General features: G+C 66.4%; 24 protein-coding genes. 10 read left to right on the top strand and 14 right to left on the bottom strand.

All coding sequences use genetic code 11. From position 1 onward, the window contains the following. Positions 1 to 14: 14 nt before the first annotated feature. The 5 genes from atpA (at position 15) to AAW00_RS01725 (ending at position 4,726) form a co-directional block, all read left to right on the top strand. Positions 15 to 1,544, top strand: a complete 1,530-nt coding sequence (atpA, locus tag AAW00_RS01745; protein ID WP_047002630.1) for a F0F1 ATP synthase subunit alpha — start codon at positions 15 to 17, stop codon at positions 1,542 to 1,544. Positions 1,545 to 1,646: 102 nt separating this feature from the next. After that, positions 1,647 to 2,522, top strand: a complete 876-nt coding sequence (locus AAW00_RS01740) for a F0F1 ATP synthase subunit gamma (protein ID WP_047002629.1) — start codon at positions 1,647 to 1,649, stop codon at positions 2,520 to 2,522. Positions 2,523 to 2,605: 83 nt separating this feature from the next. Then, positions 2,606 to 2,950 (top strand): hypothetical protein, encoded by a 345-nt coding sequence (locus tag AAW00_RS01735; RefSeq protein WP_047002628.1) that lies wholly within the window; start codon positions 2,606 to 2,608, stop codon positions 2,948 to 2,950. Positions 2,951 to 3,005: 55 nt separating this feature from the next. Beyond that, a complete protein-coding gene (atpD, locus tag AAW00_RS01730; protein WP_047002627.1) occupies positions 3,006 to 4,463 on the top strand; it encodes a F0F1 ATP synthase subunit beta in 1,458 nt (485 codons plus the stop codon). Positions 4,464 to 4,468: 5 nt separating this feature from the next. Continuing rightward, entirely contained in the window at positions 4,469 to 4,726 is a 258-nt protein-coding gene (locus AAW00_RS01725) for an ATP synthase F1 subunit epsilon (protein ID WP_047002626.1), read from the top strand. 51 nt (positions 4,727 to 4,777) lie between these two features. Here AAW00_RS01725 and AAW00_RS01720 read toward each other — a convergent pair whose 3' ends face one another. Both AAW00_RS01720 and AAW00_RS15135 read right to left on the bottom strand, forming a co-directional pair. Next, positions 4,778 to 5,878: an acyltransferase family protein gene (locus tag AAW00_RS01720; protein WP_047002625.1), complete on the bottom strand. Its 1,101-nt coding sequence runs from the start codon at positions 5,876 to 5,878 to the stop codon at positions 4,778 to 4,780. 35 nt (positions 5,879 to 5,913) lie between these two features. Beyond that, positions 5,914 to 6,552 (bottom strand): SGNH/GDSL hydrolase family protein, encoded by a 639-nt coding sequence (locus AAW00_RS15135; protein ID WP_047002624.1) that lies wholly within the window; start codon positions 6,550 to 6,552, stop codon positions 5,914 to 5,916. A 165-nt stretch (positions 6,553 to 6,717) separates the two neighbouring features. Between AAW00_RS15135 and AAW00_RS01710 the strand changes: the two genes are divergently transcribed. Continuing rightward, positions 6,718 to 8,223 (top strand): ArnT family glycosyltransferase, encoded by a 1,506-nt coding sequence (locus AAW00_RS01710; protein ID WP_047002623.1) that lies wholly within the window; start codon positions 6,718 to 6,720, stop codon positions 8,221 to 8,223. On the opposite strand, the gene AAW00_RS01705 is transcribed toward AAW00_RS01710, so the two are convergent. Further along, positions 8,153 to 9,058: a DMT family transporter gene (locus AAW00_RS01705; RefSeq protein ID WP_047002622.1), complete on the bottom strand. Its 906-nt coding sequence runs from the start codon at positions 9,056 to 9,058 to the stop codon at positions 8,153 to 8,155. The genes AAW00_RS01710 and AAW00_RS01705 overlap by 71 nt on opposite strands. Positions 9,059 to 9,275: 217 nt before the next feature. On the opposite strand from AAW00_RS01705, the gene AAW00_RS01700 reads away from it, so the two are divergent. Next, positions 9,276 to 10,799, top strand: coding sequence for a TadA family conjugal transfer-associated ATPase (locus AAW00_RS01700; protein ID WP_187331002.1), 1,524 nt, complete (start codon positions 9,276 to 9,278; stop codon positions 10,797 to 10,799). A gap of 133 nt (positions 10,800 to 10,932) precedes the next feature. On the opposite strand, the gene AAW00_RS01695 is transcribed toward AAW00_RS01700, so the two are convergent. Next, the gene (locus AAW00_RS01695) at positions 10,933 to 11,163 is read right to left on the bottom strand and encodes a hypothetical protein (RefSeq protein WP_047002620.1); all 231 of its coding nucleotides are present in this window, start codon (positions 11,161 to 11,163) and stop codon (positions 10,933 to 10,935) included. 77 nt (positions 11,164 to 11,240) lie between these two features. Between AAW00_RS01695 and AAW00_RS01690 the strand changes: the two genes are divergently transcribed. After that, positions 11,241 to 12,155, top strand: coding sequence for a DMT family transporter (locus AAW00_RS01690; RefSeq protein WP_241461605.1), 915 nt, complete (start codon positions 11,241 to 11,243; stop codon positions 12,153 to 12,155). A 66-nt stretch (positions 12,156 to 12,221) separates the two neighbouring features. Continuing rightward, entirely contained in the window at positions 12,222 to 12,350 is a 129-nt protein-coding gene (locus tag AAW00_RS01685; RefSeq protein ID WP_047002619.1) for an entericidin A/B family lipoprotein, read from the top strand. A 61-nt stretch (positions 12,351 to 12,411) separates the two neighbouring features. Here AAW00_RS01685 and AAW00_RS14810 read toward each other — a convergent pair whose 3' ends face one another. From AAW00_RS14810 to AAW00_RS14800, 10 genes are all read right to left on the bottom strand, one after another. Next, positions 12,412 to 13,005: a DUF938 domain-containing protein gene (locus AAW00_RS14810; RefSeq protein WP_047002618.1), complete on the bottom strand. Its 594-nt coding sequence runs from the start codon at positions 13,003 to 13,005 to the stop codon at positions 12,412 to 12,414. Further along, complete coding sequence (locus AAW00_RS14805; RefSeq protein ID WP_047002617.1) at positions 13,002 to 13,469, bottom strand: abscisic acid-deficient protein Aba4 family protein; 468 nt, start codon at positions 13,467 to 13,469, stop codon at positions 13,002 to 13,004. The genes AAW00_RS14810 and AAW00_RS14805 overlap by 4 nt, the downstream gene beginning before the upstream one ends. Beyond that, entirely contained in the window at positions 13,466 to 14,176 is a 711-nt protein-coding gene (locus tag AAW00_RS01670; RefSeq protein WP_047002616.1) for an NAD-dependent epimerase/dehydratase family protein, read from the bottom strand. The genes AAW00_RS14805 and AAW00_RS01670 overlap by 4 nt, the downstream gene beginning before the upstream one ends. After that, positions 14,169 to 15,329 (bottom strand): deoxyguanosinetriphosphate triphosphohydrolase, encoded by a 1,161-nt coding sequence (locus tag AAW00_RS01665; protein ID WP_047002615.1) that lies wholly within the window; start codon positions 15,327 to 15,329, stop codon positions 14,169 to 14,171. Before AAW00_RS01665 ends, AAW00_RS01670 begins: the two co-directional genes overlap by 8 nt. Positions 15,330 to 15,408: 79 nt before the next feature. Then, complete coding sequence (locus AAW00_RS01660; protein ID WP_047002614.1) at positions 15,409 to 16,125, bottom strand: aspartate/glutamate racemase family protein; 717 nt, start codon at positions 16,123 to 16,125, stop codon at positions 15,409 to 15,411. A 68-nt stretch (positions 16,126 to 16,193) separates the two neighbouring features. Beyond that, positions 16,194 to 17,747, bottom strand: a complete 1,554-nt coding sequence (locus AAW00_RS01655) for an NAD(P)(+) transhydrogenase (Re/Si-specific) subunit beta (RefSeq protein ID WP_047002613.1) — start codon at positions 17,745 to 17,747, stop codon at positions 16,194 to 16,196. Beyond that, on the bottom strand, positions 17,744 to 18,049 hold the full coding sequence (locus AAW00_RS01650; protein WP_047002612.1) for an NAD(P) transhydrogenase subunit alpha part 2: 306 nt from the start codon (positions 18,047 to 18,049) through the stop codon (positions 17,744 to 17,746). Before AAW00_RS01650 ends, AAW00_RS01655 begins: the two co-directional genes overlap by 4 nt. Before the next feature lie 131 nt (positions 18,050 to 18,180). Beyond that, entirely contained in the window at positions 18,181 to 18,750 is a 570-nt protein-coding gene (locus AAW00_RS01645; RefSeq protein WP_052761715.1) for a fasciclin domain-containing protein, read from the bottom strand. Positions 18,751 to 18,845: 95 nt separating this feature from the next. Further along, a complete protein-coding gene (locus tag AAW00_RS01640) occupies positions 18,846 to 19,964 on the bottom strand; it encodes an NAD(P) transhydrogenase subunit alpha (RefSeq protein ID WP_047002611.1) in 1,119 nt (372 codons plus the stop codon). An 11-nt stretch (positions 19,965 to 19,975) separates the two neighbouring features. Then, positions 19,976 to 20,098: an aa3-type cytochrome c oxidase subunit IV gene (locus AAW00_RS14800; protein ID WP_156169893.1), complete on the bottom strand. Its 123-nt coding sequence runs from the start codon at positions 20,096 to 20,098 to the stop codon at positions 19,976 to 19,978. A 212-nt stretch (positions 20,099 to 20,310) separates the two neighbouring features. Between AAW00_RS14800 and AAW00_RS01635 the strand changes: the two genes are divergently transcribed. After that, complete coding sequence (locus AAW00_RS01635) at positions 20,311 to 21,729, top strand: sigma-54-dependent transcriptional regulator (protein WP_047002610.1); 1,419 nt, start codon at positions 20,311 to 20,313, stop codon at positions 21,727 to 21,729. Positions 21,730 to 21,784 lie beyond the last annotated feature (55 nt).

The raw sequence follows: 21,784 nt of genomic DNA, 5'->3' as shown, positions 1-21,784 counted from the left end.
AAGAAGGCATAGACATGGAAATCCGCGCCGCAGAAATCTCCAAGGTCATCAAGGACCAGATCGCCAACTTCGGCAACCAGGCCGAGGTCAGCGAGACCGGCTCCGTCCTCTCGGTGGGTGACGGCATCGCCCGCATCCACGGCCTCGACAAGGTACAGGCCGGCGAGATGGTGGAATTCTCGAACGGCGTGATGGGCATGGCCCTGAACCTGGAAGCCGACAACGTCGGCGTCGTGATCTTCGGGTCGGACCAGGAAATCGGCGAAGGCGATACGGTCAAGCGCACCGGCACCATCGTGGACGTGCCCGTGGGCAAGGGCCTGCTCGGCCGCGTGGTCGACGCGCTCGGCAATCCGATCGACGGCAAGGGCCCGATCACCGACGTGCAGCGCATGCCCGTCGAGCAGAAGGCCCCCGGCATCATTCCGCGCCAGTCGGTGAACGAGCCGGTGCAGACCGGGCTCAAGGCACTGGACGCGCTCGTCCCCGTCGGCCGCGGCCAGCGCGAGCTGATCATCGGCGACCGCCAGACCGGCAAGAGCGCCGTGGCGATCGACACCTTCATCAACCAGAAGACCAACAACGCCGGCGATGACGAGAGCAAGAAGCTCTACTGCATCTACGTCGCCGTGGGTCAGAAGCGCTCGACCGTGGCGCAGCTGGTTAAGACGCTCGAGGAAAACGGCGCGATGGAATATTCCATCATCGTCGCTGCCACCGCGTCCGAACCCGCTCCGCTGCAGTATCTCGCCCCCTACACCGGCGCTGCCATGGGCGAATTCTTCCGCGACAACGGCATGCACGCCGTGATCGTTTACGACGACCTCTCCAAGCAGGCTGTCGCCTATCGCCAGATGTCGCTGCTGCTGCGCCGCCCGCCGGGCCGCGAGGCCTATCCGGGCGACGTGTTCTACCTGCATAGCCGCCTGCTCGAGCGTGCGGCCAAGATGAACGACAGCCAGGGCGGCGGTTCGCTGACCGCCCTGCCGATCATCGAGACGCAGGCGGGCGACGTGTCGGCCTACATCCCGACCAACGTGATCTCGATCACCGATGGCCAGATCTTCCTCGAGACCGACCTGTTCTACCAGGGCATTCGCCCGGCCATCAACGTGGGCCTGTCGGTCAGCCGCGTGGGCGGCGCCGCCCAGACGAAGGCGATGAAGAAGGTCGCAGGCTCGATCAAGCTGGAGCTCGCGCAGTACCGCGAGATGGCCGCCTTCGCGCAGTTCGGCAGCGACCTCGACGCCTCGACGCAGAAGCTGCTCAACCGCGGCGCGCGCCTGACCGAGCTGCTGAAGCAGAAGCAGTTCAACCCGATGCCGGTGGAAGAGCAGGTCGTCTCGATCTTCGCGGGCACCAACGGCTGCCTCGATGCCGTCGCGGTCGACCGCGTGACCGAGTACGAGGCCGCCATGCTCAGCTTCATGCGCAACGAACACGCCGACACGCTCAGCGAAATCCGCAGCACCGGCAAGTTCGAGGACAGCACCCGCGATGCGGTGAAGAGCGCGCTCGACACCTTCGCTAAGCAGTTCGCTTAACTAGCCGTCATCCCAGCGAAAGCTGGGATTGCTGGCCGCCAGGTCGGACCTGATTGAACCCGATCCCAGCTTTCGCTGGGATGACGAGAAAGAGAAACGAGAGTGGCTTCACTCAAGGAACTCAAGGACCGCATCAAGTCGGTCAAGTCGACGCAGAAGATCACCAAGGCCAAGCAGATGGTCGCGGCGGCGAAACTGCGCAAGGCACAGGCCGCTGCCGAGGCTGCGCGGCCCTATGCCACGCGCCTTTCCGCCGTCATGGCGAGCATCGCGGGCAAGGTGGACACCGACGGCGGGCCGAAGCTGCTCGCGGGCACGGGCAGCGACAAGCGCAACCTGCTGGTGGTGGTGAACACCGACAAGGGCCTGTGCGGCGGCCTCAACTCAAACATCGTGAAAGAGGCCAAGACCCGCGCCCGCGCGCTGCTGGCGCAGGGCAAGGACGTCGAGTTCTACCTCGTCGGCAAGAAGGGCCGTGCGCCGATCAAGCGCGACTACGCCAAGGACGTCAGCCGCGAGTTCGACACCAGCACCGTGCGCAACCCCGGTTTCGCCGAGGCCGAGGAAATCGCCGACGAACTGCTGACCATGTTCGAAGAGGGCAAGTTCGACGTCGCCCACCTCGTCTACCCGGTGTTCAAGTCCGCGCTGGCGCAGGACCCGGTAACCGTGCAGCTGATCCCCGTCCCTGCGCCGGAAGGCGAAGTGGTGGCGGCGAACGGCGCAGCGGTCGATTACGAGCCCGACGAGGAGGAGATCCTCGCCGAGCTGCTGCCGCGCTACGTCAAGACACAGGTCTTCGGCGCGCTGATCGAGCGTGAGGCGAGCGAACAGGGCGCTTCCATGACCGCCATGGACAACGCCACCCGCAACGCCGGCGAGCTGATCGACAAGCTGACCATCCAGTACAACCGCAGCCGCCAGGCCGCGATCACCACCGAACTCATCGAAATTATCGCAGGTGCGGAAGCCCTGTAGGCGAGAAACAACCCGGCGCGCGGGCGTTTACCTTCGTGAACCCTCCATCCGCGCACCGGCGCATACCATTCAGAAAGAATACCATGACCAAGACCCTCTTCGCCCTGCCCCTGTTCGCGCTCGTTGCCGCCTGCGGCGAAGAGCCCGCGCCCGAGCCGACCCCGACCGTCGCACCGACGCCGATCGCCACGCTCGCCCCGGCCGACGAAGCATTGTTTACCCGTCTGCACGCCGAGGCCTGCCCCGATGCCGAGCCTGTGACCCAGGCCGTCTGCCGCCGCGCCATGGGCGCCGACACCGCCAGCTGCGAATACGCGCTGGGCGGCGACGAATACATGCGCGACAGCGCCACGCTGGCCATCGACGAGAGCGGCGAGAACTGGATGATCCAGGACGCCGAGGCCGTCTGCGCCCAGACCGCCGACTGATCCCGCCGACTGACTTTCAATATCAACTTCGCCTTCAACGCTTAGGACAAGAACCATGGCTACCGCCCCCGCCCTCAACCAGACCACGAACGGCACCATCAGCCAGGTCATCGGCGCCGTCGTCGACGTGACCTTCGAAGGCGAGCTCCCGCCGATCCTCACCGCGCTCGAGACGAAGAACCGCGAGCAGACGCTCGTGCTCGAGGTCGCCCAGCACCTTGGCGAGAACACGGTTCGCACCATCGCCATGGACGGCACCGACGGTCTCGTCCGCGGGCAGGAAGTGATCAACACCGGCGCGCAGATCTCCGTGCCCGTCGGCCCCAAGACGCTCGGCCGCATCATGAACGTGGTCGGTCAGCCGATCGACGAGCGCGGCCCCGTGGGCGCCGAGATGACCGCCCCGATCCACGCCGAGGCACCGCAGTTCATCGACCAGTCGACCGAGGCCGACATCCTCGTCACCGGCATCAAGGTCATCGACCTGCTTGCCCCTTACGCCAAGGGCGGCAAGATCGGCCTGTTCGGCGGCGCGGGCGTGGGCAAGACCGTGCTGATCCAGGAGTTGATCAACAACATCGCCAAGGGCCACGGCGGCGTGTCCGTTTTCGCCGGCGTGGGTGAGCGCACCCGCGAGGGCAACGACCTCTACCACGAATTCCTCGACGCCGGCGTCATCGCCAAGGACGAGGAAGGCAACGCCATTTCCGAGGGTAGCAAGGTGGCGCTGGTGTTCGGCCAAATGAACGAGCCGCCGGGCGCGCGTGCCCGCGTGGCGCTCTCGGGCCTGACCATGGCCGAGTACTTCCGCGACCAGGAAGGCCAGGACGTGCTGTTCTTTGTCGACAACATCTTCCGCTTCACCCAGGCGGGTTCGGAAGTGTCGGCCCTGCTAGGCCGCATCCCCTCGGCGGTAGGCTACCAGCCGACCCTGTCGACCGACATGGGCAACCTGCAGGAACGCATCACCTCGACCACCAAGGGCTCGATCACCTCGGTGCAGGCGATCTACGTCCCCGCGGACGACCTGACCGACCCGGCGCCCGCCACCTCGTTCGCGCACCTCGACGCGACCACCACGCTGAACCGCGCGATCTCCGAGCTGGGCATCTACCCGGCGGTGGACCCGCTCGATTCGACCAGCCGCGTTCTGGAGCCGCGCGTCGTGGGCCAGGAGCACTACGACACCGCCCGCCGCGTCCAGGAGACGCTGCAGAAGTACAAGAGCCTGCAGGACATCATCGCCATCCTGGGCATGGACGAGCTTTCCGAAGAGGATAAGCTGACCGTGGCCCGTGCGCGCAAGATCCAGAAGTTCCTGTCGCAGCCGTTCCACGTCGCCGAGGTGTTCACCAACATCCCTGGCCAGTTCGTGCAGCTGGAAGACACCGTCCGCTCGTTCAAGGCGGTGGTAAACGGCGAATACGACCACCTGCCCGAAGCCGCGTTCTACATGGTCGGCGGCATCGACATGGTGATCGAAAAGGCCGCCAAGCTGGCCGAGGACGCCTGATCGCCATGGCCCTGCACTTCGAACTCGTAACCCCCAGCAAGCTGGTCCGATCGGAAGATGTCCACATGGTCGTCGTCCCCGGCACCGAGGGCGACTTCGGCGTGCTCGAGGGCCATGCGCCGGTGATGAGCACCGTACGCGACGGCGCGATCGAGGTCTACGCGACCGCCTCAAGCCAACCCGAACGCATCGAGGTGCGCGGCGGCTTTGCCGAGGTGGGCGACAACGGCCTGACCGTGCTGGCGGAGCACGTCGAGGGCTGAACCGGCCTATCTCGAAAAGGGAAGAGGGCGCTGCGCTTGCGGCGCCTTTTTCTATTCCGCCGCCAACGCAGGTGACCGACGTTGCAGATGGCGATGAAGCCAGGCACGTATGTTCCGATTGCGATGCTCGGTAACGCTGGCGATCGCGGTGCAAGCGAGCACGATGGCCACGACCAGTGCAGCGAAACCTGCCGGACTTCTCCCTACTTGCCAGCCGCCCGCGACAAGCAACAGCAGGATCGGCCAGTGCAGAAGGTAGAGCGTGAATGATATGCCGGCGAGCGCAACGATGGGTCTACGGATCGCGTCCAGCCCGGCGCGATAGCGTCTAGCGAGCGGCCTCACCCCGATGAACGCAAGTGCGATGCCGATCCCGAAGAGCCAGTCCGTAAGGAAATAGCGTGATAGTTTGAGATCGTATCCGATAGCCGAATGCCATTCCGCCGTCCGTTCCGATACGGACGCACCCCATCCGTTCGACAACGCGACCAAGATCGCTCCCATCGCTATCAATTGAACACCCCGCACCGCCTCCACCCGGCGCGACGCGTGCCGGGAGAGCCATGCACCAAACGCCCAGATCGGCAGCATCAACACGATGCGCCATCCGGCGATTGCTGTCAAAAGCCCCATCAGTGGCCAGCGCCAGCCGCGCGGCGCGAACACGAAGGCCGCGAATATTGCATAGAACCAGACTTCGTAGACAAGCGACCAGTAAGGCGGGTTCCACACAGGGCCCACGCCGTTCCAGCTTTCGCTGAGGAAAAAAGCCGGAAGGATGACGGCTGCGGGCGAGAGTTCGCCATACCAGCAATCTCCCGCCGATGGCGCAATCAGCTCCCCTGCAACTAGGTATGCCGCCGTCCCAAACACGATTGCGAAGAGCGAAACCGGCAGAATCCTGGCCGCGCGGGCGATCGCGTAATCGCGAAAGCTTGCGTGTCGCCGGTCGACCGAATGCGCGATGACGATGCCCGACAGTACGAAGAATACGATCACCGCATTGTGCTGCATCGTCTGCGAGAAAGGGTAAGGCCCGGTGTAGAGACCGACCTGTACGATATGGCCGCCGAGCACGAGCAGGGCCGCCAATGCGCGGACCGCATCGAGCAGGATCGACATTTCCGGCGTGATGAACGCTTCGCGCGGCATGGGCACTCTTGTGCGGGAAAGAGCTTGGTTTCGGGTTAATCCGTCCACCGCGTCAACTCGTGGGCGTAGTCGGCCGTGACCTCGTCCGTGAAATGCACGCCATCCCGAGTAAACGGAGATGGGAGGTCAGGCACGGCCAGCACACGAATACCCGACCGCTCGGCGATGGCATCGATCGAAAGATTCAGCGTGTCGATCGATACCGGGTCGGGCGAGTCTGCGTGCCGATCCACTCCCGGTTCGACCGGCCAAATCCGCGCGAGCGCTAGAGTGGGACGTTCGCAGTCGCGCGTCATCATTGCCAGCGACGCCGCGCTCGCCGGCAGGTTCATGCGGTGCGGCTTGGTGTCGTTGACGCCCAAGGCAATCGTGACTGGGCCGGAATGCAAATTGCAAAGCAGGCCAACGACGCGCGACATTTCTCGCGCGCTGGCGCCGCCATATGCGGCGAAGAGCGCTCCCTCCGGGGGGCTTGCTGTCCAGATGCGGCTGTCGCCTATCGCCATCCGATCGGCCAGCGGCGCGCGCAGCAGGTATCCGGCGGTGTGAAGTACGTGGCCGGGACGGCTGGAGAAAGGTGCAATGGCCCAAGCACTCACCGCCAGAAGGCTCGCGCCAAGCAGCACGATCGCCCATCCCAGCAGACCGATCCAGAAGCGAAATCGTCGCATCATGTTTCGGCTGCTAATGGCCAACAGTTGCGATCCGGCAAATATGCAGAAAAGCGAGCGACCGGCAGCAAGTACTTAGGCCTAAAAGCTTCCTTAACCATGTGCGGCGCAGGAACCGCGACAATGGGGACCGAAACTATCTCTCCGCGAGCTGCGGCACTTCCGCATATGGCGTTCGCCGACACATGGCGCGCGACGTGGCGCGGCGATGCGGTGCCGCTTGCCCTCTTGCTGCTCATGGTGCTGGCTACCCGCGCGATCTGGTTCGGCGATCCCGTCGCCGATTTCGACGAACAGCTCTACAGCTTCATCGGCTGGCGCATGACCTACGGCGAGCTGCCTTTTGTCGACTGGTGGGATCGCAAACCTTTCGGCCTGTTTGCCATCTTCGCCGCAGCCCACGCCGTGATGGGACCGGGCCCGCTCGCCTACCAGTTGGTCGGCGCAATATTCGCGCTGGCGTCTGCCTTCCTGACCTACCGCCTCGCCCGGCTGCTGGCCAGTCGCAGCTCGGCGACTATCGCCGCCGCAATCCAGACAATGGTGATGTGTGCCTATGCCAGCTACTCGGCGCAGAGCGAGGTGTTCTTCCTGCCGCTGCTTCTTGGCATGGCGCTGTTACTGCTGGACACCTCGCACCCGCGTTTCACTGCGCGCTCGATGATCGCCATGCTGCTCGGTGGCTTGGCGCTGCAGGTGAAATACACAGTGCTGCCGCAGTGCGTCTTCTTCGGGATGTGGGCCTTATGGATCGAGTATCGGCGCGGAGCCCGTCTGCCGCAGCTTGCGGGCCGTGCCTTGATGTTTGCGCTCGCAGGCCTCGCGCCAACCCTCGCCGTCGGCCTTTTCTACGCTCTAGCGGGGCATCTCGATGCCTTTCTCTATGCCAATTTCCTGAGCTTTTTCGAACGTGATCCGGGGCCGGAAGGGCGCTGGGCGAGCGAGGACTGGATCGGAACATCGCCGCTATTGATGCTGGCCGCTTGCGGTGTCTACGCGGCCTTTCGCATGAAGCGGCCCGAGCCAATGACGGTTTGGCTGTTCTTCGTCGGCTGGTCGCTGGCCGCGCTCGCGAGCGTGTTCCTGCCACGCGAGGTCTACCTCTATTACTACGCCGCGCTCAGCGCGCCGATGGCGTTGGTGGCGGTGCCCATACTGGAGCGGACCGGCCCCCTTCGCGCCTATCCCGGCGTGGTGCTGACGCTCTCGCTCGCGCTGCTGCTGCAGCTTCCCCAACGCGCGCGCGATTCGCAGAACGAGCGGCAGGCCGCGCTTGTGCTTTCGGAGGCGATCACACCGCACGTCTCGGCGACCGATTGCCTGTGGCTGTGGGACGGGCCGACCGCACTCTATCGCATGACGGGCAGCTGCGTGCCCACACGCTTCGTCTACCCGGATCATCTCAACAACGCTCTGGAGGACGATGCGCTCGGCATCGACCAAGCGGAAGAGGTCGCCCGCGTGCTCGCCACACGGCCCGCCGTCATCGTCACCGCTGACGAGCCGATGACGCTTCAGAACGAGCGTGCAGAGTTCATGGTCGAGACGGCGCTAGCCAGCGATTACCGGCGTGGCCCTGACGTGGGAATGCACGGGCGGCGGATCACCGCGTGGTTCCGGCAAGATCCCGCCGCCGGCCCAGCCACCACAACCACAGCCCCGATCCCACGATAAGTGCGGCGCCCAGCATGGCGACAGCGTCGGGCGCCTCGTCGAAGAAGATCCACGCAAGGCTCGTCGCCACCAGCAGTTGCCCGTAGGTCATCGGCGCGACCGTGGCCGCTCCGGCGCGCTCGGTGCCGAGGAAAACCAGCCAGTGCGCCGCCGTAGCCGAACAGGCGACGAAGGCGACGCGCAGGAGCACATGCCACTCGGGCCAGTAAAAGGCAACGCGTGGATCCCCGCTAAGGGTGCCCAGCGTCACCACCAAGCCCAGTGTAAACGCCCCGCCGATGGCGACGTAAGCCTGCGCAGCCAGCACACTGCCGGCGCCGCGCACGGCGCGATTGGCGGTCACGAGTACGGCCATGCAAAAGGCGCAGAACAGTGGCAGGAGTGCTGCCCAGCCTATTTCGAGGAAGTTGGGTCGCAGGATTATGAGCACCCCGGCGAAAGCCACCAATGTCGCCGCCACCGTGTGCAACCGCAATCGTTCGCCGAGAAACGCTGCAGCGAGCATTGCGGTAAACATCGGCTGGGTGAACGTGATTGCCACCGCGTCGGCCAGCGGCATCAACCAGATACTGCCAAAGAACGCCAGCGTCGCCCCCGCCACCGCCAGGCCACGCAGCAACTGCACGCCAGGTTTCGGCACTTTCAGGAACGGCGCCCTTCCCTCGCGCTGATAGAGAAACAGGGACAGCCCCACGGCACCGAGCGCGTAGCGAAAGGCCGCGACCGCAGGCGGCGTCCATTCTCCCGCCACGCCCTTTATAATCGCATCGCCAACGGACAGCAGGCAGAACCCTGTCAATGTGAAAAGAAGTCCGGCGCGGTCGGATTGTTGCATCGTGGGTTCAGTCTTGCTGGCGGACAAGGCGCGCCAGGCGGGCCGCGCGGTCGTCGCCCTACTGTCCCTGCGCCGGCTTTGCCAGTGCTGCGCTGGCGCGGGCGACGCGCGCAGGACGCTAACGTTTGCCAATTATTTACCAAACTGGGCCACATCAGGCCGCGCAAGGAAGTCTCGCAGACGTAAAAGAGACAATGGATTAATCGAGGGGCATCGAATGAGCGCTTTCGGACGCAAGAGCGGACCTGCTGGAATGGGAGCCGGCGCGCGCCCCAGCTTCGGGGTCGCCAAGCCCATGCGCGGTGGCGTTCCCTCCGGCCCGCGATCTGATGACGATGGCCTTCCCGGCGGCGACCAGTTCCCCCCGCTGCCCGGCGAGGGCTCGCCGCTCTCCGGCCGTCCGCGCGACAAGGAGGACGCACTCAACCGCCTGCAGCAACGATCCGACGCGGTGCACGAACAGCAGGAAGTCGGCGGTTTCGAGGCCAGCGTCCACAAGATCAAGGAGCAGGTGCTGCCGCGCCTGCTCGAGCGCGTCGATCCGGAAGCCGCCTCCACCCTGACCAAGGAAGAGCTGTCGGAGGAATTCCGCCCGATCATCATGGAGGTGCTGGCCGAGCTCAAGGTCACGCTCAACCGCCGCGAGCAGTTCGCGCTGGAAAAGGTGCTGATCGACGAGCTGCTCGGCTTCGGCCCGCTGGAGGAGCTGCTGGGCGACCCCGACGTGACCGACATCATGGTCAACGGTCCGGACCAGACCTACATCGAAAAGAAGGGCAAGCTGGTCATCGCGCCGATCAAGTTCCGCGACGAGGGCCACCTGTTCCAGATCGCCCAGCGGATCGTGAACCAGGTCGGCCGCCGCGTCGACCAGACCACGCCGCTGGCCGACGCTCGCCTCAAGGACGGCAGCCGCGTCAACGTCATCGTGCCGCCGCTCAGCCTGCGCGGCACGGCGATCTCCATTCGTAAATTCTCCGAAAAGCCCATCACCATCGACATGCTCAAGGGCTTCGGCTCGATGAACGACAAGATGGCGACCGCGCTGAAGATCGCCGGGGCCTGCCGGATGAACATCGTCATCTCGGGTGGTACGGGTTCGGGCAAGACGACGATGCTCAATGCCCTGTCGAAGATGATCGACCCGGGCGAGCGCGTGCTGACCATCGAGGACGCGGCCGAACTCCGCCTGCAGCAGCCGCACTGGCTGCCGCTGGAAACGCGTCCGCCGAACCTCGAAGGGCAAGGCGCCATCACCATCGGCGACCTCGTGAAGAACGCCCTGCGCATGCGCCCCGACCGCATCATCCTGGGCGAGATTCGCGGCGCGGAGTGTTTCGACCTTCTCGCCGCCATGAACACCGGCCACGACGGCTCCATGTGTACGCTCCACGCCAACAGCCCGCGCGAGTGCCTGGGCCGCATGGAAAACATGATCCTGATGGGCGACATCAAGATTCCCAAGGAAGCCATCAGCCGCCAGATCGCCGAATCGGTCGACCTTATCGTGCAGGTGAAGCGCCTGCGCGACGGTTCGCGCCGCACGACCAACGTCACCGAGGTGATCGGCATGGAAGGCGACGTGATCGTGACGCAGGAACTCTTCAACTTCGAGTACCTGGACGAAGGCGACGACGGCAAGATCATCGGCGAATTCCGCTCGTCGGGCCTGCGCCCCTACACGCTGGAAAAGGCCCGCCAGTTCGGGTTCGACCAGGCGTACCTGGAAGCCTGTTTGTGATTGTTGCGAAGCCGCCTCCGCGGCTTCGTCCTCGCTAGATGCGCTCCGCTTAGCTGCGCGCCGCTGCGGGCGGGCAGTCGCCCTTGCGGTCGGCTAGTCGCCGACCGAAATTGCGCGGCAAGGTCTGGTCATCTTAACCCCTGATCCACCCCATGATCCCGAAAGTGAGCACGATCAGGCCGCCCATGCTGGCAAGCGCGGCGATGTCGCGCCAGGGCATGATGCCGACGTCATCGATGTCCCGCCTCTTCGCCCGGCGGCGGTCGCCCCGCATGGCGAGGGCCGAGAGCAGGAGCAGCGCCGCGCCCACGATCACGTAGCGGGTCGCGTCGCTGGCGAAGAGGATGGCATCGGGCAGGTGCATGGCGAGCGCGCATATGGCGAGCCGCGGCCACGGGGACAATGATTGACCGGCACCGTGCGCCGCGTAAGGCCGGCGGGATGGATGCCCCGGCCACCGATCGCCCCATGCTGGCGCTGCTGCTGCGGCTCGGCGGCATCGCCGGGATCGCCACGATGGCGGCACTGATCAAGCTGGCGTCGGATCGCGGCGTGCACATTGCCGAGATCATCTTCTGGCGGCAGGGCATCGCCATTCCCATCCTGCTCGCCTATGCCCTAACCCGCGGCGGGCCGGGTATCCTTCGCACCGCCAGGCCGCGCGCACACCTGGTGCGCAGCCTCTACGGCTTCTTCGGCATGGTGCTGAACTTCGGCGCGGTGATCCTCCTGCCGCTGGCCGAGGCGACGACATTCAGCTTCACCGCGCCGCTGTGGGCGGTGATCCTGTCGACCCTGATCCTGCACGAGAGGGTCGGCGTGTGGCGCTGGTCTTCGGTCATCGTGGGCTTTGTCGGCGTGCTCGTCATTGCCCAGCCCGGCGGCCATGCGATACCGCTTGGCGGTGCGGCGGCGGCGCTTGGCGGCGCCTTCATGGTCGCGCTCATCTCGCTGCATATCCGCGATCTCGGCCGTACGGAGCAGGCGGTGACGATCGTGTTCTGGTTCGCCGCCTTCAGCACGCTGCTGGTTCTGCCCGCCCTGCCCTTCAGCATGCGCGCCCATGCGCCCGGCGATTACCTGCTGCTGGTGGGGATCGGCGTGGCGGGGACGCTCGGCCAGTTGCTCATCACCGCGGCCTTGCGCTTCGGAGAGGTCTCCAGCGTCATCGTCATGGACTACTCGTCGCTCGTCTGGGCGACGCTCTACGGCTGGCTGTTCTTCGCCGTGCTGCCACCCGCGGCAACCTGGATCGGCGCGCCGCTGATCATTGTCGCCGGGACCATCATCGCCTGGCGCGAGCGGGTGCTGCGCAAGCAGGTCGTCGTGGGCACGGCTCCGCCCACCGGAACCTGATTGCCGCCCGGACCGTTCCTGGTGCCAACAGGGACATCGAACTGTCCGCCCAAGGAGTTTCTTCCCATGCTACGCAAGATCATCATCGCCCTCGGCGTGTCGGCGCTGGCGCTGACCGCCACCGCCTGCAACACCATCAAGGGCCTCGGCCGCGACATCGAGAGCGTGGGCGAAGCAGGCGACCGCGCGATCTGATCGCGCCGCCCAATGCTGCAATCCGAGGGCCCGCCGGAGCGATCCTGCGGGCGTTTTCACGTCAGGCCTTGCGATAGACAAGCATGAGGTTGTTGGCGGGCATGGCGACGCGGCGGGTGCGGATGAGGCCGTGCCTTGCGGCGATCTCGTCCAGCCACTCCGCGCGCCTCAGTCCCCAGCGCGGGTCGCGCGCTTTCAGGCTGGCATCGAACGCAAGGTTCAAGGGTGCCGTCTCGATACCGTCCTCCAGGTAGGGCCCATAGAGCACCAGCGGCGCGCCCGCCCCCAGCACCCGCGCCGCGCCGGCGAATAGGCCCTCGGTGGCTTCGACGGGACTGATGTGCACCATGTTGATGCATACCAAGGCATCGGCACGCGAGACCGGCCAGCGAGCCGACGCGGCATCGAGCCGGACCGGCGCGAGCAGGTTCGCGCAGCCACCGTCGCGCTGCCACGCAGCTATCGACTCCAGCGCACCGGAATCGGGATCGCTCGGCTGCCAGCCGAGGTGCGGGAACGCGCGCGCGAATTGCAGCGCGTGTTCGCCCGTGCCCGACGCCACCTCCAGCACGAGCCCGCTTTGCGGCAACTCCTCGGCCAGCACGGCCGCAATCGGCTCCCGATTGCGCGCGGCCGCCGGCGCCTTGCGCTTCACGAAATGCCGCGCCGGTTGCCCACGGCCCGCGCGCGCCGCTCGCGCACCAGCAGCCAGATGCCGAGGCCGAAGGGTCCGGCGAGGAAGGTCAGCAGCAGTATCGGCGCCTGCACCAGCCGCGAGAAGCGCTTGGCATCGGCGTCCCGCGCGATCCACAGGCCGGCGAAGAGGTCGAGCGCGAGATAGTGGATCCAGCCGACCGTCACCCCGCCGTCGGTGGCGAAGATGGCGCGCACGCCCTCGATCGTGGTGAACGAGGCCCCTCTGCCCCCGCCCGGTCCGCCGCCCGAAAGCGTGCCCGTGACCAGCAGCACCAGCAGCGCGGCATAGGCGAGGCACAGGAGGCCCACGCCCGCATACATCACCGCGGCGAGCGCCAGCTTCTTGCGCGGCATGGCGATGAGCACGACCCACATCACCAGCGCCCACAGGTTGGCGAAGCCGAACAGTGCCGCCCAGCTCATGCCGCGTTCTCCCGCTGCGCTGCCAGCGCGCGCTCGAACTCGCGGGCGAGGCGCACGATGCCCTCGTGCTCGTGCACGAACTGGCCGCCCGCCTTGGCCGTGGCGCAGGCGATGGCGGCATCGGCCACAGTCGTCGCCTTGATCGAGCGGTACTTGGCCTTGTCTCCGCGCAGGAACATGTCGGCCAGCGGCGCGACCATCTGCCCGGTCTTCTCGGCCGGGCGCAGGTCGTTTAGCCGCTTGCCGCGCAGCAGGCCGGGGCGCAGGATGTCGAGCCGGCGCAGCCGCAGCTTGCGAAGGTCCGCCTCGGTCTCGCCCTTCACCTTGAGGTATGTGTTCTTCGAATAGGGATCGGCCCCGACGGAGCTGATCTGCACGAAGTTGCGAACGCCTGCTTGCTTGGCCGCCTTCGCCACTTCCAGCACTAGGTCGTGGTCGACCGCGGCGAAGGCCGTGTCGCTGCCCGCCTTCTTGCGCGTGGTGCCGAGCGCGCTGATCACTCCGTCGGGCGCGAGCTGTTCGATCACACTGGGCCAGGCGTCGCTCTCGGCCAGCACTAGCTCCATCCTCACGCCCTCGCCGAAAGGTATCTCGCGCCGCGCGACGCCTTGGAGGATGATCCCGCTCAGCGCGGGGGAGCGTGCGATGATCGTGCGTCCGATAAGGCCGGTTGCACCGACCAGCAGCACGCGGAGGTCTTCAGACATTGGACAATCCTTCCGGCACGCGGCCGAAGATACGCGCATATTGCGCGATGGCGAAACCGTCGGTCATGCCGGCGATATAGTCCGCGATGTGCCGCCCGCGATCGGGCTCGGCGGCGGGCAGGCGATCGGCCCAGCCGGCGGACATCAGCGCCGGGTCCTGGTCGAAGGCGGCGTAGAGCCGCCCGATGACATCCTTGGCGAGGTTGGCGGTTTTGAGCTGCTCGGCATGGTGGTAAAGCCGCTCGTACATGAAGGCCTTCAGGCGTCGCTCACGCGCGGCCATCGTGGGCGAGAAGGTGGCGAGCGGACGGCCCGCGGCGCGCACGCCTTCAATCGTCTCGATGCCCGCGAGGTTGGCGCGGGTGGTTTCCAGCAGGTCGTTCACCATCGCGCCGATCTGGGTGCGGGTGAGCTCGCGCAGCTGCCGATCCTCGCTCGCATCGGGAAAGCGGCGCTGCACGTCGGCCCAAAGCTCGGCGATGAAGTCGAGTTCGAGCAGGTCGTCCAATTTCAGGAAGCCGGCGCGCAGGCCGTCGTCGATGTCGTGGTTGTCGTAGGCGATATCGTCGGCGATGGCGGCCACCTGCGCCTCGAGCGAGGGCCAGCGGGCGAGGTCCATCGGGAAGGCGGCGTCGAGCTCGGCCAGCGCCCAGGCGGGCTGCGCGACGGGGCCGTTGTGCTTGGCGAGGCCTTCAAGCACCTCCCAGCTGAGGTTGAGGCCCGGATGCTCGCAATAGGGGCTGTCGAGCCGCATGACAGTGCGCAGCGTCTGCCCGTTGTGGTCGAACCCGCCACTGCGCTCGAGCGCGGCCTCCAGCGCATCCTCCCCCGAGTGGCCGAAGGGCGGATGGCCGAGATCGTGCGCGAGGCACAGCGCCTCGGTGAGGTCCTCGTCCAGTCCCAGCGCGCGGGCGACGACGCGGCCGATCTGCGCCACCTCCAGGCTGTGCGTCAGGCGGACGCGGTAGTGGTCGCCGTCGGGCGCGATGAAGACCTGCGTCTTGCCGGCAAGGCGCCGGAAGGCGATCGAATGGATGATGCGGTCGCGGTCGCGCTGGAAGGCCGTACGCGGGCCGCGCGCGCCGTCTCCGGCAGGTGCGAATTCGCGCCCGCGACTGGCGGCGGGATCGGCGGCGTAGGGGGCGCGAGGCATAGTCCGGCGCTAGAGTCGCGCGGCGGTGCTGACAACGGGAACAGCGGGGGAACGCGGGCGGATTGCCGCGCGAAAAGGCCTATCCGGCTGGCGCGGGGTCCGTGTCCTCGCCCAGCAGCCATTCGGCGGCAGCCTCCGCATGGACGCTCATGGCATCGTAGATCGGCACGACGGTTGCATCGATGTCGACCACCATCTCCAGTTCGGCGGCGGCCAGCACCACCGCCTGCGCGCCATCGCGGCCGAGATCGGTCAGCATGGTCTTGACGGCGCGCTCGGCATCGCGACTGGCCTTGCCGGCCATCAGGTCGTCGTAGATCATCCGCTCGAGGGCATCGACCTGGCTCATCTCGGGCGGCAGCAGGTCGATGCCGTGCGACACGAGATGGCGGCGATAGTAGCTCTCGGTCATCACGCTGCGGGTGCCGAGCAGCGCAGCGGTCTGCACGCCGTCGGCGGCCATCTTGCGCCCGAGGCTCTCGGCTATGTGCAGGAAATCCACGTTCACGCGCGAAGACACCTCGCGAAAGACCTTGTGCACGGCATTGGCGCCGATCAGCAGCATTCCCGCTCCGGCCGCTTCCAGCCGTTCCGCCGCGGCGCCGATCTTGTCGGTGGCGACCTGCCATTCCTCGGGGGTCTGCAACCGGTAGCAGTCGGAAAAGTCGATGCTTTCGATCACCATGTCGGGCGCCGCATGGCCACCCCGCCGGCGACGGACGATTGTGCTGATACGCTCGTAGTAACGATGGGTCGAAACCCAGCTCATGCCGCCGATCAGGCCCAGTTTGCGCAACGTCGTGCCCCCATGCTTTTTGCAATTATTGCCGCAGGAACGGCGGGCGCGGCAGGTCGGTTCCGCCGTTAACCGTCTAGATTCTTGTTGATCTCCTCGACCATCTTCTTGGCGTCGGCCAGCAGCATGGTCGTCTGGTTCATGTAGAACACGTCGTTGTCGACGCCGGCATAGCCCACGCCGCCCATGCTGCGCTTGATGAAGAAGACCTGCTTGGCTTTGTCCACGTCGAACACGGGCATGCCGTAGATCGGGCTGGACTTGTCGGTCTTGGCAGCCGGATTGACCACGTCGTTCGCGCCGATGATGAAGGCGACGTCGGCCTGCGCGAACTCGGAGTTGATGTCTTCCAGCTCGAACACGTTCTCGTATGGCACGCTGGCCTCTGCCAGCAGCACGTTCATGTGGCCGGGCATGCGGCCGGCGACGGGGTGGATGGCGAACTTCACCTCCACGCCCTGCTCCTCCAGCATGTCGGCCATTTCCCGCAAGGCATGCTGCGCCTGCGCCACGGCCATGCCGTAGCCGGGAATGACGATGACCTTTTCGGCCTGCTGGAGCATGTAGGCGGCGTCCTCCGCGCTGCCCTGCTTCCACGGGCGCTGTTCCTTGCTCTCGCCTCCGCTCGCGCCCGCATCCGCGCCGAAGCCGCCCGCGATCACGCTGAGGAAGCTGCGGTTCATGGCCCGGCACATGATGTAGCTGAGGATCGCGCCCGACGATCCCACCAGCGCGCCGGTGATGATCATCGCGGTGTTGTGCAGGGTGAAGCCCATGGCCGCCGCGGCCCAGCCGGAATAGCTGTTCAGCATCGAGACCACGACCGGCATGTCCGCCCCGCCGATGGGGATGATGAGGAGGAAGCCGATGACGAAGGCGGCGACGAGGATTGCCCAGAACAGCCAGCCCTCACCCGGCCCAGCGCTGGGTGCAAGGGCGTAGAGCGCGGTGCCAACGAGGATCGCCGCCAGCGTGCCGAGGTTGATGAGGTGCCGCGCAGGCAGCAGGATCGGCGCGCCGCTCATGTTGCCGTTGAGCTTGGCAAAGGCGATGACTGAGCCAGAGAAGGTGATAGCGCCGATTGCCGCGCCGAGCATCATCTCCACCCGGCTGACCGCGAGGATATTGCCGTCGAGCCCGAGGATGCCGAAAGCGCCGGGGTTGATGAACGCCGCTGCCGCCACCAGCACCGCCGCGAGGCCGACGAGCGAGTGGAAGGCGGCGACGAGTTGCGGCATCGCGGTCATGGCGATGCGGCGGGCGGTGGTCAGACCGATGACTGCGCCGATACCGATGGCGGCTAGGATTTGCAGGATCGTAACGGTGTCGAGCCCGCTCTGTACGGGGCAACTCATCAGGCCGCCGGGTGTGCCTGTTGCAGGACCGCTGCACCACGATTTGACGGGCAGGTGCGTCATCAGTGTCGTCACGACGGCGATCAGCATTCCCGCCATGCCGAAGCGGTTGCCGCAGCGGCTCGATGCCGGGCTGGAGAGGCCGCGCAGAGCGAGGATGAAGAATACGCCCGCCACCAGGTAGGCCAGCGCCACCCACGGGTTTACCGCGTGCGCGGCGTCGGCGGCGGTGGAGAGGTCGGGCACGATCTCGGGAGCGGGGATCATGCCTTGTTTCCCTTGGCGATAGGCTTGTCCTTCTTCTTGTACATCGCCAGCATCCGCTCGGTGACGGCGAAGCCGCCGAAGATGTTGACGCTGGCCAGCACCACGCCCGCCAGCCCCAGCCACTTCGCCGCCGGAGCCCCGCTCGCTGCCGCCGCGATCAACGCGCCGACGATGATGACGCTGGAGATCGCATTGGTCACCGCCATCAGCGGCGTGTGCAGCGCCGGGGTGACCGACCACACGACGTAATAGCCGACGAAGCACGCCAGCACGAAAATCGAGAGTATGGCGATGAAGTCCAAGATAAGCCCCCGCGTGATTTGGCAGGCCTATCTATTGCAAACGGGTGGGTGAGTGTCGAGCGGCATATGGATATGCAAAAGGCGCCGGTCCCACGACGGATACCGGCGCCTTTCAGTTCACCAGCCGGTGATTACATGCCGGGGGTAAGCACCCCGTTCACGACGTGGATGACGCCGTTCGACTGCATGACGTCCGCCTGCGTGACGTAGGCGCTGCTGCCGCCCATGCCCATGATCATCACATTGCCGTTGTTCATGCGGAAGGTCAGCGGCTCGCCCTGCACGGTCGTGTAGGTCGCGGTGCCATTTCCGGCGCGAATGCGCGCGGCGATGTCGGCGGCGGTAACGCGGCCGGGGACGACGTGATAGGTCAGCACGCTGCGCAGCATGTCATGGTTGGCAGGCGCCATCAGGCTGGTGCGCGTAGCGGCGGGTACTCGGCCGAACGCCTCGTCCGTCGGAGCGAACACGGTGAAGGGGCCGGCGGAATTCAGCGTGTCGACCAGCCCGGCAGCCGCGACCGCCTGCACCAGCGTGGTGTGGATCGGCGAATTGGCGGCATTCGCGACGATCGTGCGGTTGGCATACATGGCCGCGCCGTCGACGTAGGCGACATCGTCACCCATGGCGGTGTCCATGGTCATGCAGCCGGTCGTCGCCATGCCGAGCGCGAGAACGATGGGGAGAGCAAACTTCTTCATGTCAATTTATCCAGTCTTCGGTTGGGTCTCCCCCCTACTACGGCCGAGACACGACTTCGGGTGCAGCTACCGACAAAAGGCTAGGGCCCGCCCGTTTACTGCAACCGGGAATTGGCCACCGCCCCGCCGCGCGTCAGGCGCACGGCGTCACCGATCTCCTCGTCCAGCACGGGCCGCCCCGCTTCCTTGTCCCAGAAGGCGCTGAGGAAGTTGTAGAGGTTGCGCGAATAGAGCGCGCTCGCATCCGCCGCGAGATGCCCGGCGGTGTTGGCGAAACCCATGATCGATACGCCGTGGCGCTCCACCACCTGGTCGGTCACGCTACCTTCCACGTTGCCGCCCTGCGCGACGGCGAGGTCGAAGATCACGCTGCCCGGGCGCATGGTGGCGATCTGCGCGTCGGTGATCAGGCGCGGTGCGGCGCGGCCGGGGATCAGCGCGGTGGTGATGACGATGTCCTGCTTGGCAATGTGCGCGCTCACCAGTTCGGCCTGCGCCCTCTGGTATTCCTCGCTCATCTCGGTGGCATAGCCGCCGCTTCCCTCACCCTCGATGCCCGCGACGCTCTCGACGAATACCGGCTTCGCGCCGAGCGACTGAATCTGCTCTTTCGTGGCAGAGCGGACGTCGGTGGCGGAGACCTGCGCGCCCAGCCGCCGGGCGGTGGCGATGGCCTGCAGGCCCGCGACGCCCACGCCCATGACGAAGACCTTGGCAGCCTGCACCGTGCCCGCCGCCGTCATCATCATAGGGAAGGCACGGCCGTACCGGTCGGCGGCGGCGATCACCGCCTTGTATCCAGCCAGGTTGGACTGGCTGGAGAGCACGTCCATGCTCTGCGCGCGGGTGATGCGCGGCATGAATTCCATTGCCAGCGCCTCGAGCCCGGCGCTGGCATAGGCGTCGACCCGCTCGCGCGCACCGAAGGGATCGAAGGTCGCCGCCACCCACGCACCCGGCGCGGCACCGGCCAGCATCGCGGGATCGGGCGCCTGTACGCCCAGCACCACGTCCGCGCCCGCCACGACCTGCGCGGCGGAGGCGATTTCGGCTCCGGCGTCGGCGTAGGCGGCATCGCCGATCGACGCGCCCGCCCCGGCCCCTTCCTCCACCGCGACTGTTGCTCCCAGCGCGATGAACTTCTTCACCGTTTCCGGCGTGGCGGCGACGCGGTTCTCTCCCGCGGCGCGCTCTTTCAGGACCGCTATCCGCACCTCGGCGCGGATCAGGCGATGATGAAGACGACGAGTGCCGTGATCACCGCAATCAGCGGCAGTATCCACTTCAGCGAAGCGATGAAGCTGGAATAGGTGCCGCTGTGGGCTTTCATGTCGTTGGCGCTGTCCATGATCTCGTCTCTGACCCTCGTTGGGATGATTGTGCGCCCATCGTGTATCGTCGCCGGGCCGCGCGCTCAAGCCCCGTGGGCGCAGCTGTGCCACGCCGCGCGCCGCCGGCATGGTTAACCTGCGACCAAGCATCGCTTAATCGCCCTTTTACCCATGATCGCTAGGCAAGGGTTTCCCTGCCCGCCTCGTCCGGGCGCGACTGGTGATACCCATGGCCGAAGCCGAACCGCGACTGTTGATGCTCATCGACGACGAGCCGGCGCAGACCCGTCTGGTCTCCGCGCTGGCGGCGCGCGACGGATGGCGCACGCTGACCGTCGGCGATTCGGAAACCGCCATCGCCACGCTCGGCACGCGGCAGGGAATGCAGCTGTCGGCCATCATCCTCGAACAGGGCGTGCCGGGCGAGCGCGCCTGCGAGCTGATCGCCGCGCTCAGGGAACGCCGCCCCGCCCTGCCCATCCTGATGCTGACGAAGAGCACCAGTCCGCAACTGGCGGTGGAGGCCATGCGCGCAGGGGCGACCGACTATCTCGTCAAACCCGTAGCGCCCGAGCGCCTCATGCAGGCGCTGCGCAATGCGACCACGCGCGGCTCGAAGCACGACGAGCTGACACCGCTAAGCGAGAAGATGCCCTCAAACCTCGACTTCGACGCGATGGTGGGCACCGCGCCGGCATTCCGCGATGCGCTGGCCAAGGCGGCCAAGGCGGCGCGCGGCCATTCCAACGTGCTGATCGAAGGCGAGCGGGGCACCGGCAAGGAGATGCTCATCCGCGCCCTGCACGGCGCAAGCCCCCGCGCGAAAACCGCCTACCGCGCACTCAACATCGCGGGCATCCCCACGAGCAGCCTCGAATCGGTCCTGTTCGGCCACGAGAAAGGCGCCTTTCCCGGCGCCTTCGAACAGCAGGTCGGTGCCTTGCAGCAATGCGACGGCGGCACGCTGGTGCTCGACGAGGTGGACCGCCTCTCGCTCGACCTGCAGGACCGGCTGGCGCAGGTGGTCGAGACCGGCCAGCTCAAGCCGCGCGGCGCGCAGTATGCCTTCAAGGTGGACGTGCGGATCATCTCGGCCAGCGACCTGCCGCTCGCCGACCTGGTGGCCGCCGGGCATTTTCGCGAGAGCCTGCTGACCGCGCTCAGCCGCACCAGCATCCACCTGCCGCCGCTGCGCGAGCGCGACCGCGACCTCGGCGCGCTGACCCGCTATTTCCTGCACCAGATCGGCCAGCAGCCGGGCCTGCGCCCGCTCGGCATCACCGGCGATGCCCTGCGCCTGCTCGGCTCGTTCGACTGGCCGGGCAACGTGCGCCAGCTGCAGGCCGTGCTGTTCCGCGCGGCGGTGTTCTGCGACGGCGACGCGCTGACCGCGGACGATTTCCCGCAGCTGCGCGAACTGGTGGGCGAAATCGCCCCCTCGGGCCGCCCGGTGCGCGACAGCGCCGGCGTGCAATTGTACGAGAGCGACGGCAACCTGCGCCCGCTGGAGGAGATCGAGGCCGACGTCATCCGCCTCGCCATCGGCCACTATCGCGGCCGCATGACGGAGGTCGCGCGGCGGCTCGGCATCGGGCGCTCCACGCTCTATCGCAAGCTGTCGGACCTGGGTATCGACAACGCTGCGTAAAGACCGTGAGGCGACGCGGAAAAAGCTTGCATCGCCTCGTCGCAAAACCCGGAAC

Origin of the sequence: Aurantiacibacter luteus (assembly GCF_001010945.1) — a bacterium.
GTDB lineage: Bacteria > Pseudomonadota > Alphaproteobacteria > Sphingomonadales > Sphingomonadaceae > Alteraurantiacibacter > Alteraurantiacibacter luteus.
The sequence above is the reverse complement of the archived record's forward strand: the minus strand, read 5'-3'. Positions and strand labels throughout refer to the sequence as shown.

What these genes read in the sequence shown, in the direction of transcription:
- atpA (WP_047002630.1), top strand. Translation starts at nt 15, where the DNA reads ATGGAAATCCGCGCCGCAGAAATCTCCAAGGTCATCAAGGACCAGATC.
- AAW00_RS01735 (WP_047002628.1), top strand. Translation starts at nt 2,606, where the DNA reads ATGACCAAGACCCTCTTCGCCCTGCCCCTGTTCGCGCTCGTTGCCGCC.
- atpD (WP_047002627.1), top strand. Translation starts at nt 3,006, where the DNA reads ATGGCTACCGCCCCCGCCCTCAACCAGACCACGAACGGCACCATCAGC.
- AAW00_RS01725 (WP_047002626.1), top strand. Translation starts at nt 4,469, where the DNA reads ATGGCCCTGCACTTCGAACTCGTAACCCCCAGCAAGCTGGTCCGATCG.
- AAW00_RS01720 (WP_047002625.1), bottom strand. Translation starts at nt 5,878, where the DNA reads ATGCCGCGCGAAGCGTTCATCACGCCGGAAATGTCGATCCTGCTCGAT.
- AAW00_RS15135 (WP_047002624.1), bottom strand. Translation starts at nt 6,552, where the DNA reads ATGATGCGACGATTTCGCTTCTGGATCGGTCTGCTGGGATGGGCGATC.
- AAW00_RS01710 (WP_047002623.1), top strand. Translation starts at nt 6,718, where the DNA reads ATGGCGTTCGCCGACACATGGCGCGCGACGTGGCGCGGCGATGCGGTG.
- AAW00_RS01705 (WP_047002622.1), bottom strand. Translation starts at nt 9,058, where the DNA reads ATGCAACAATCCGACCGCGCCGGACTTCTTTTCACATTGACAGGGTTC.
- AAW00_RS01700 (WP_187331002.1), top strand. Translation starts at nt 9,276, where the DNA reads ATGAGCGCTTTCGGACGCAAGAGCGGACCTGCTGGAATGGGAGCCGGC.
- AAW00_RS01695 (WP_047002620.1), bottom strand. Translation starts at nt 11,163, where the DNA reads ATGCACCTGCCCGATGCCATCCTCTTCGCCAGCGACGCGACCCGCTAC.
- AAW00_RS01690 (WP_241461605.1), top strand. Translation starts at nt 11,241, where the DNA reads ATGGATGCCCCGGCCACCGATCGCCCCATGCTGGCGCTGCTGCTGCGG.
- AAW00_RS01685 (WP_047002619.1), top strand. Translation starts at nt 12,222, where the DNA reads ATGCTACGCAAGATCATCATCGCCCTCGGCGTGTCGGCGCTGGCGCTG.
- AAW00_RS14805 (WP_047002617.1), bottom strand. Translation starts at nt 13,469, where the DNA reads ATGAGCTGGGCGGCACTGTTCGGCTTCGCCAACCTGTGGGCGCTGGTG.
- AAW00_RS01670 (WP_047002616.1), bottom strand. Translation starts at nt 14,176, where the DNA reads ATGTCTGAAGACCTCCGCGTGCTGCTGGTCGGTGCAACCGGCCTTATC.
- AAW00_RS01665 (WP_047002615.1), bottom strand. Translation starts at nt 15,329, where the DNA reads ATGCCTCGCGCCCCCTACGCCGCCGATCCCGCCGCCAGTCGCGGGCGC.
- AAW00_RS01655 (WP_047002613.1), bottom strand. Translation starts at nt 17,747, where the DNA reads ATGATCCCCGCTCCCGAGATCGTGCCCGACCTCTCCACCGCCGCCGAC.
- AAW00_RS01645 (WP_052761715.1), bottom strand. Translation starts at nt 18,750, where the DNA reads ATGAAGAAGTTTGCTCTCCCCATCGTTCTCGCGCTCGGCATGGCGACG.
- AAW00_RS14800 (WP_156169893.1), bottom strand. Translation starts at nt 20,098, where the DNA reads ATGGACAGCGCCAACGACATGAAAGCCCACAGCGGCACCTATTCCAGC.
- AAW00_RS01635 (WP_047002610.1), top strand. Translation starts at nt 20,311, where the DNA reads ATGGCCGAAGCCGAACCGCGACTGTTGATGCTCATCGACGACGAGCCG.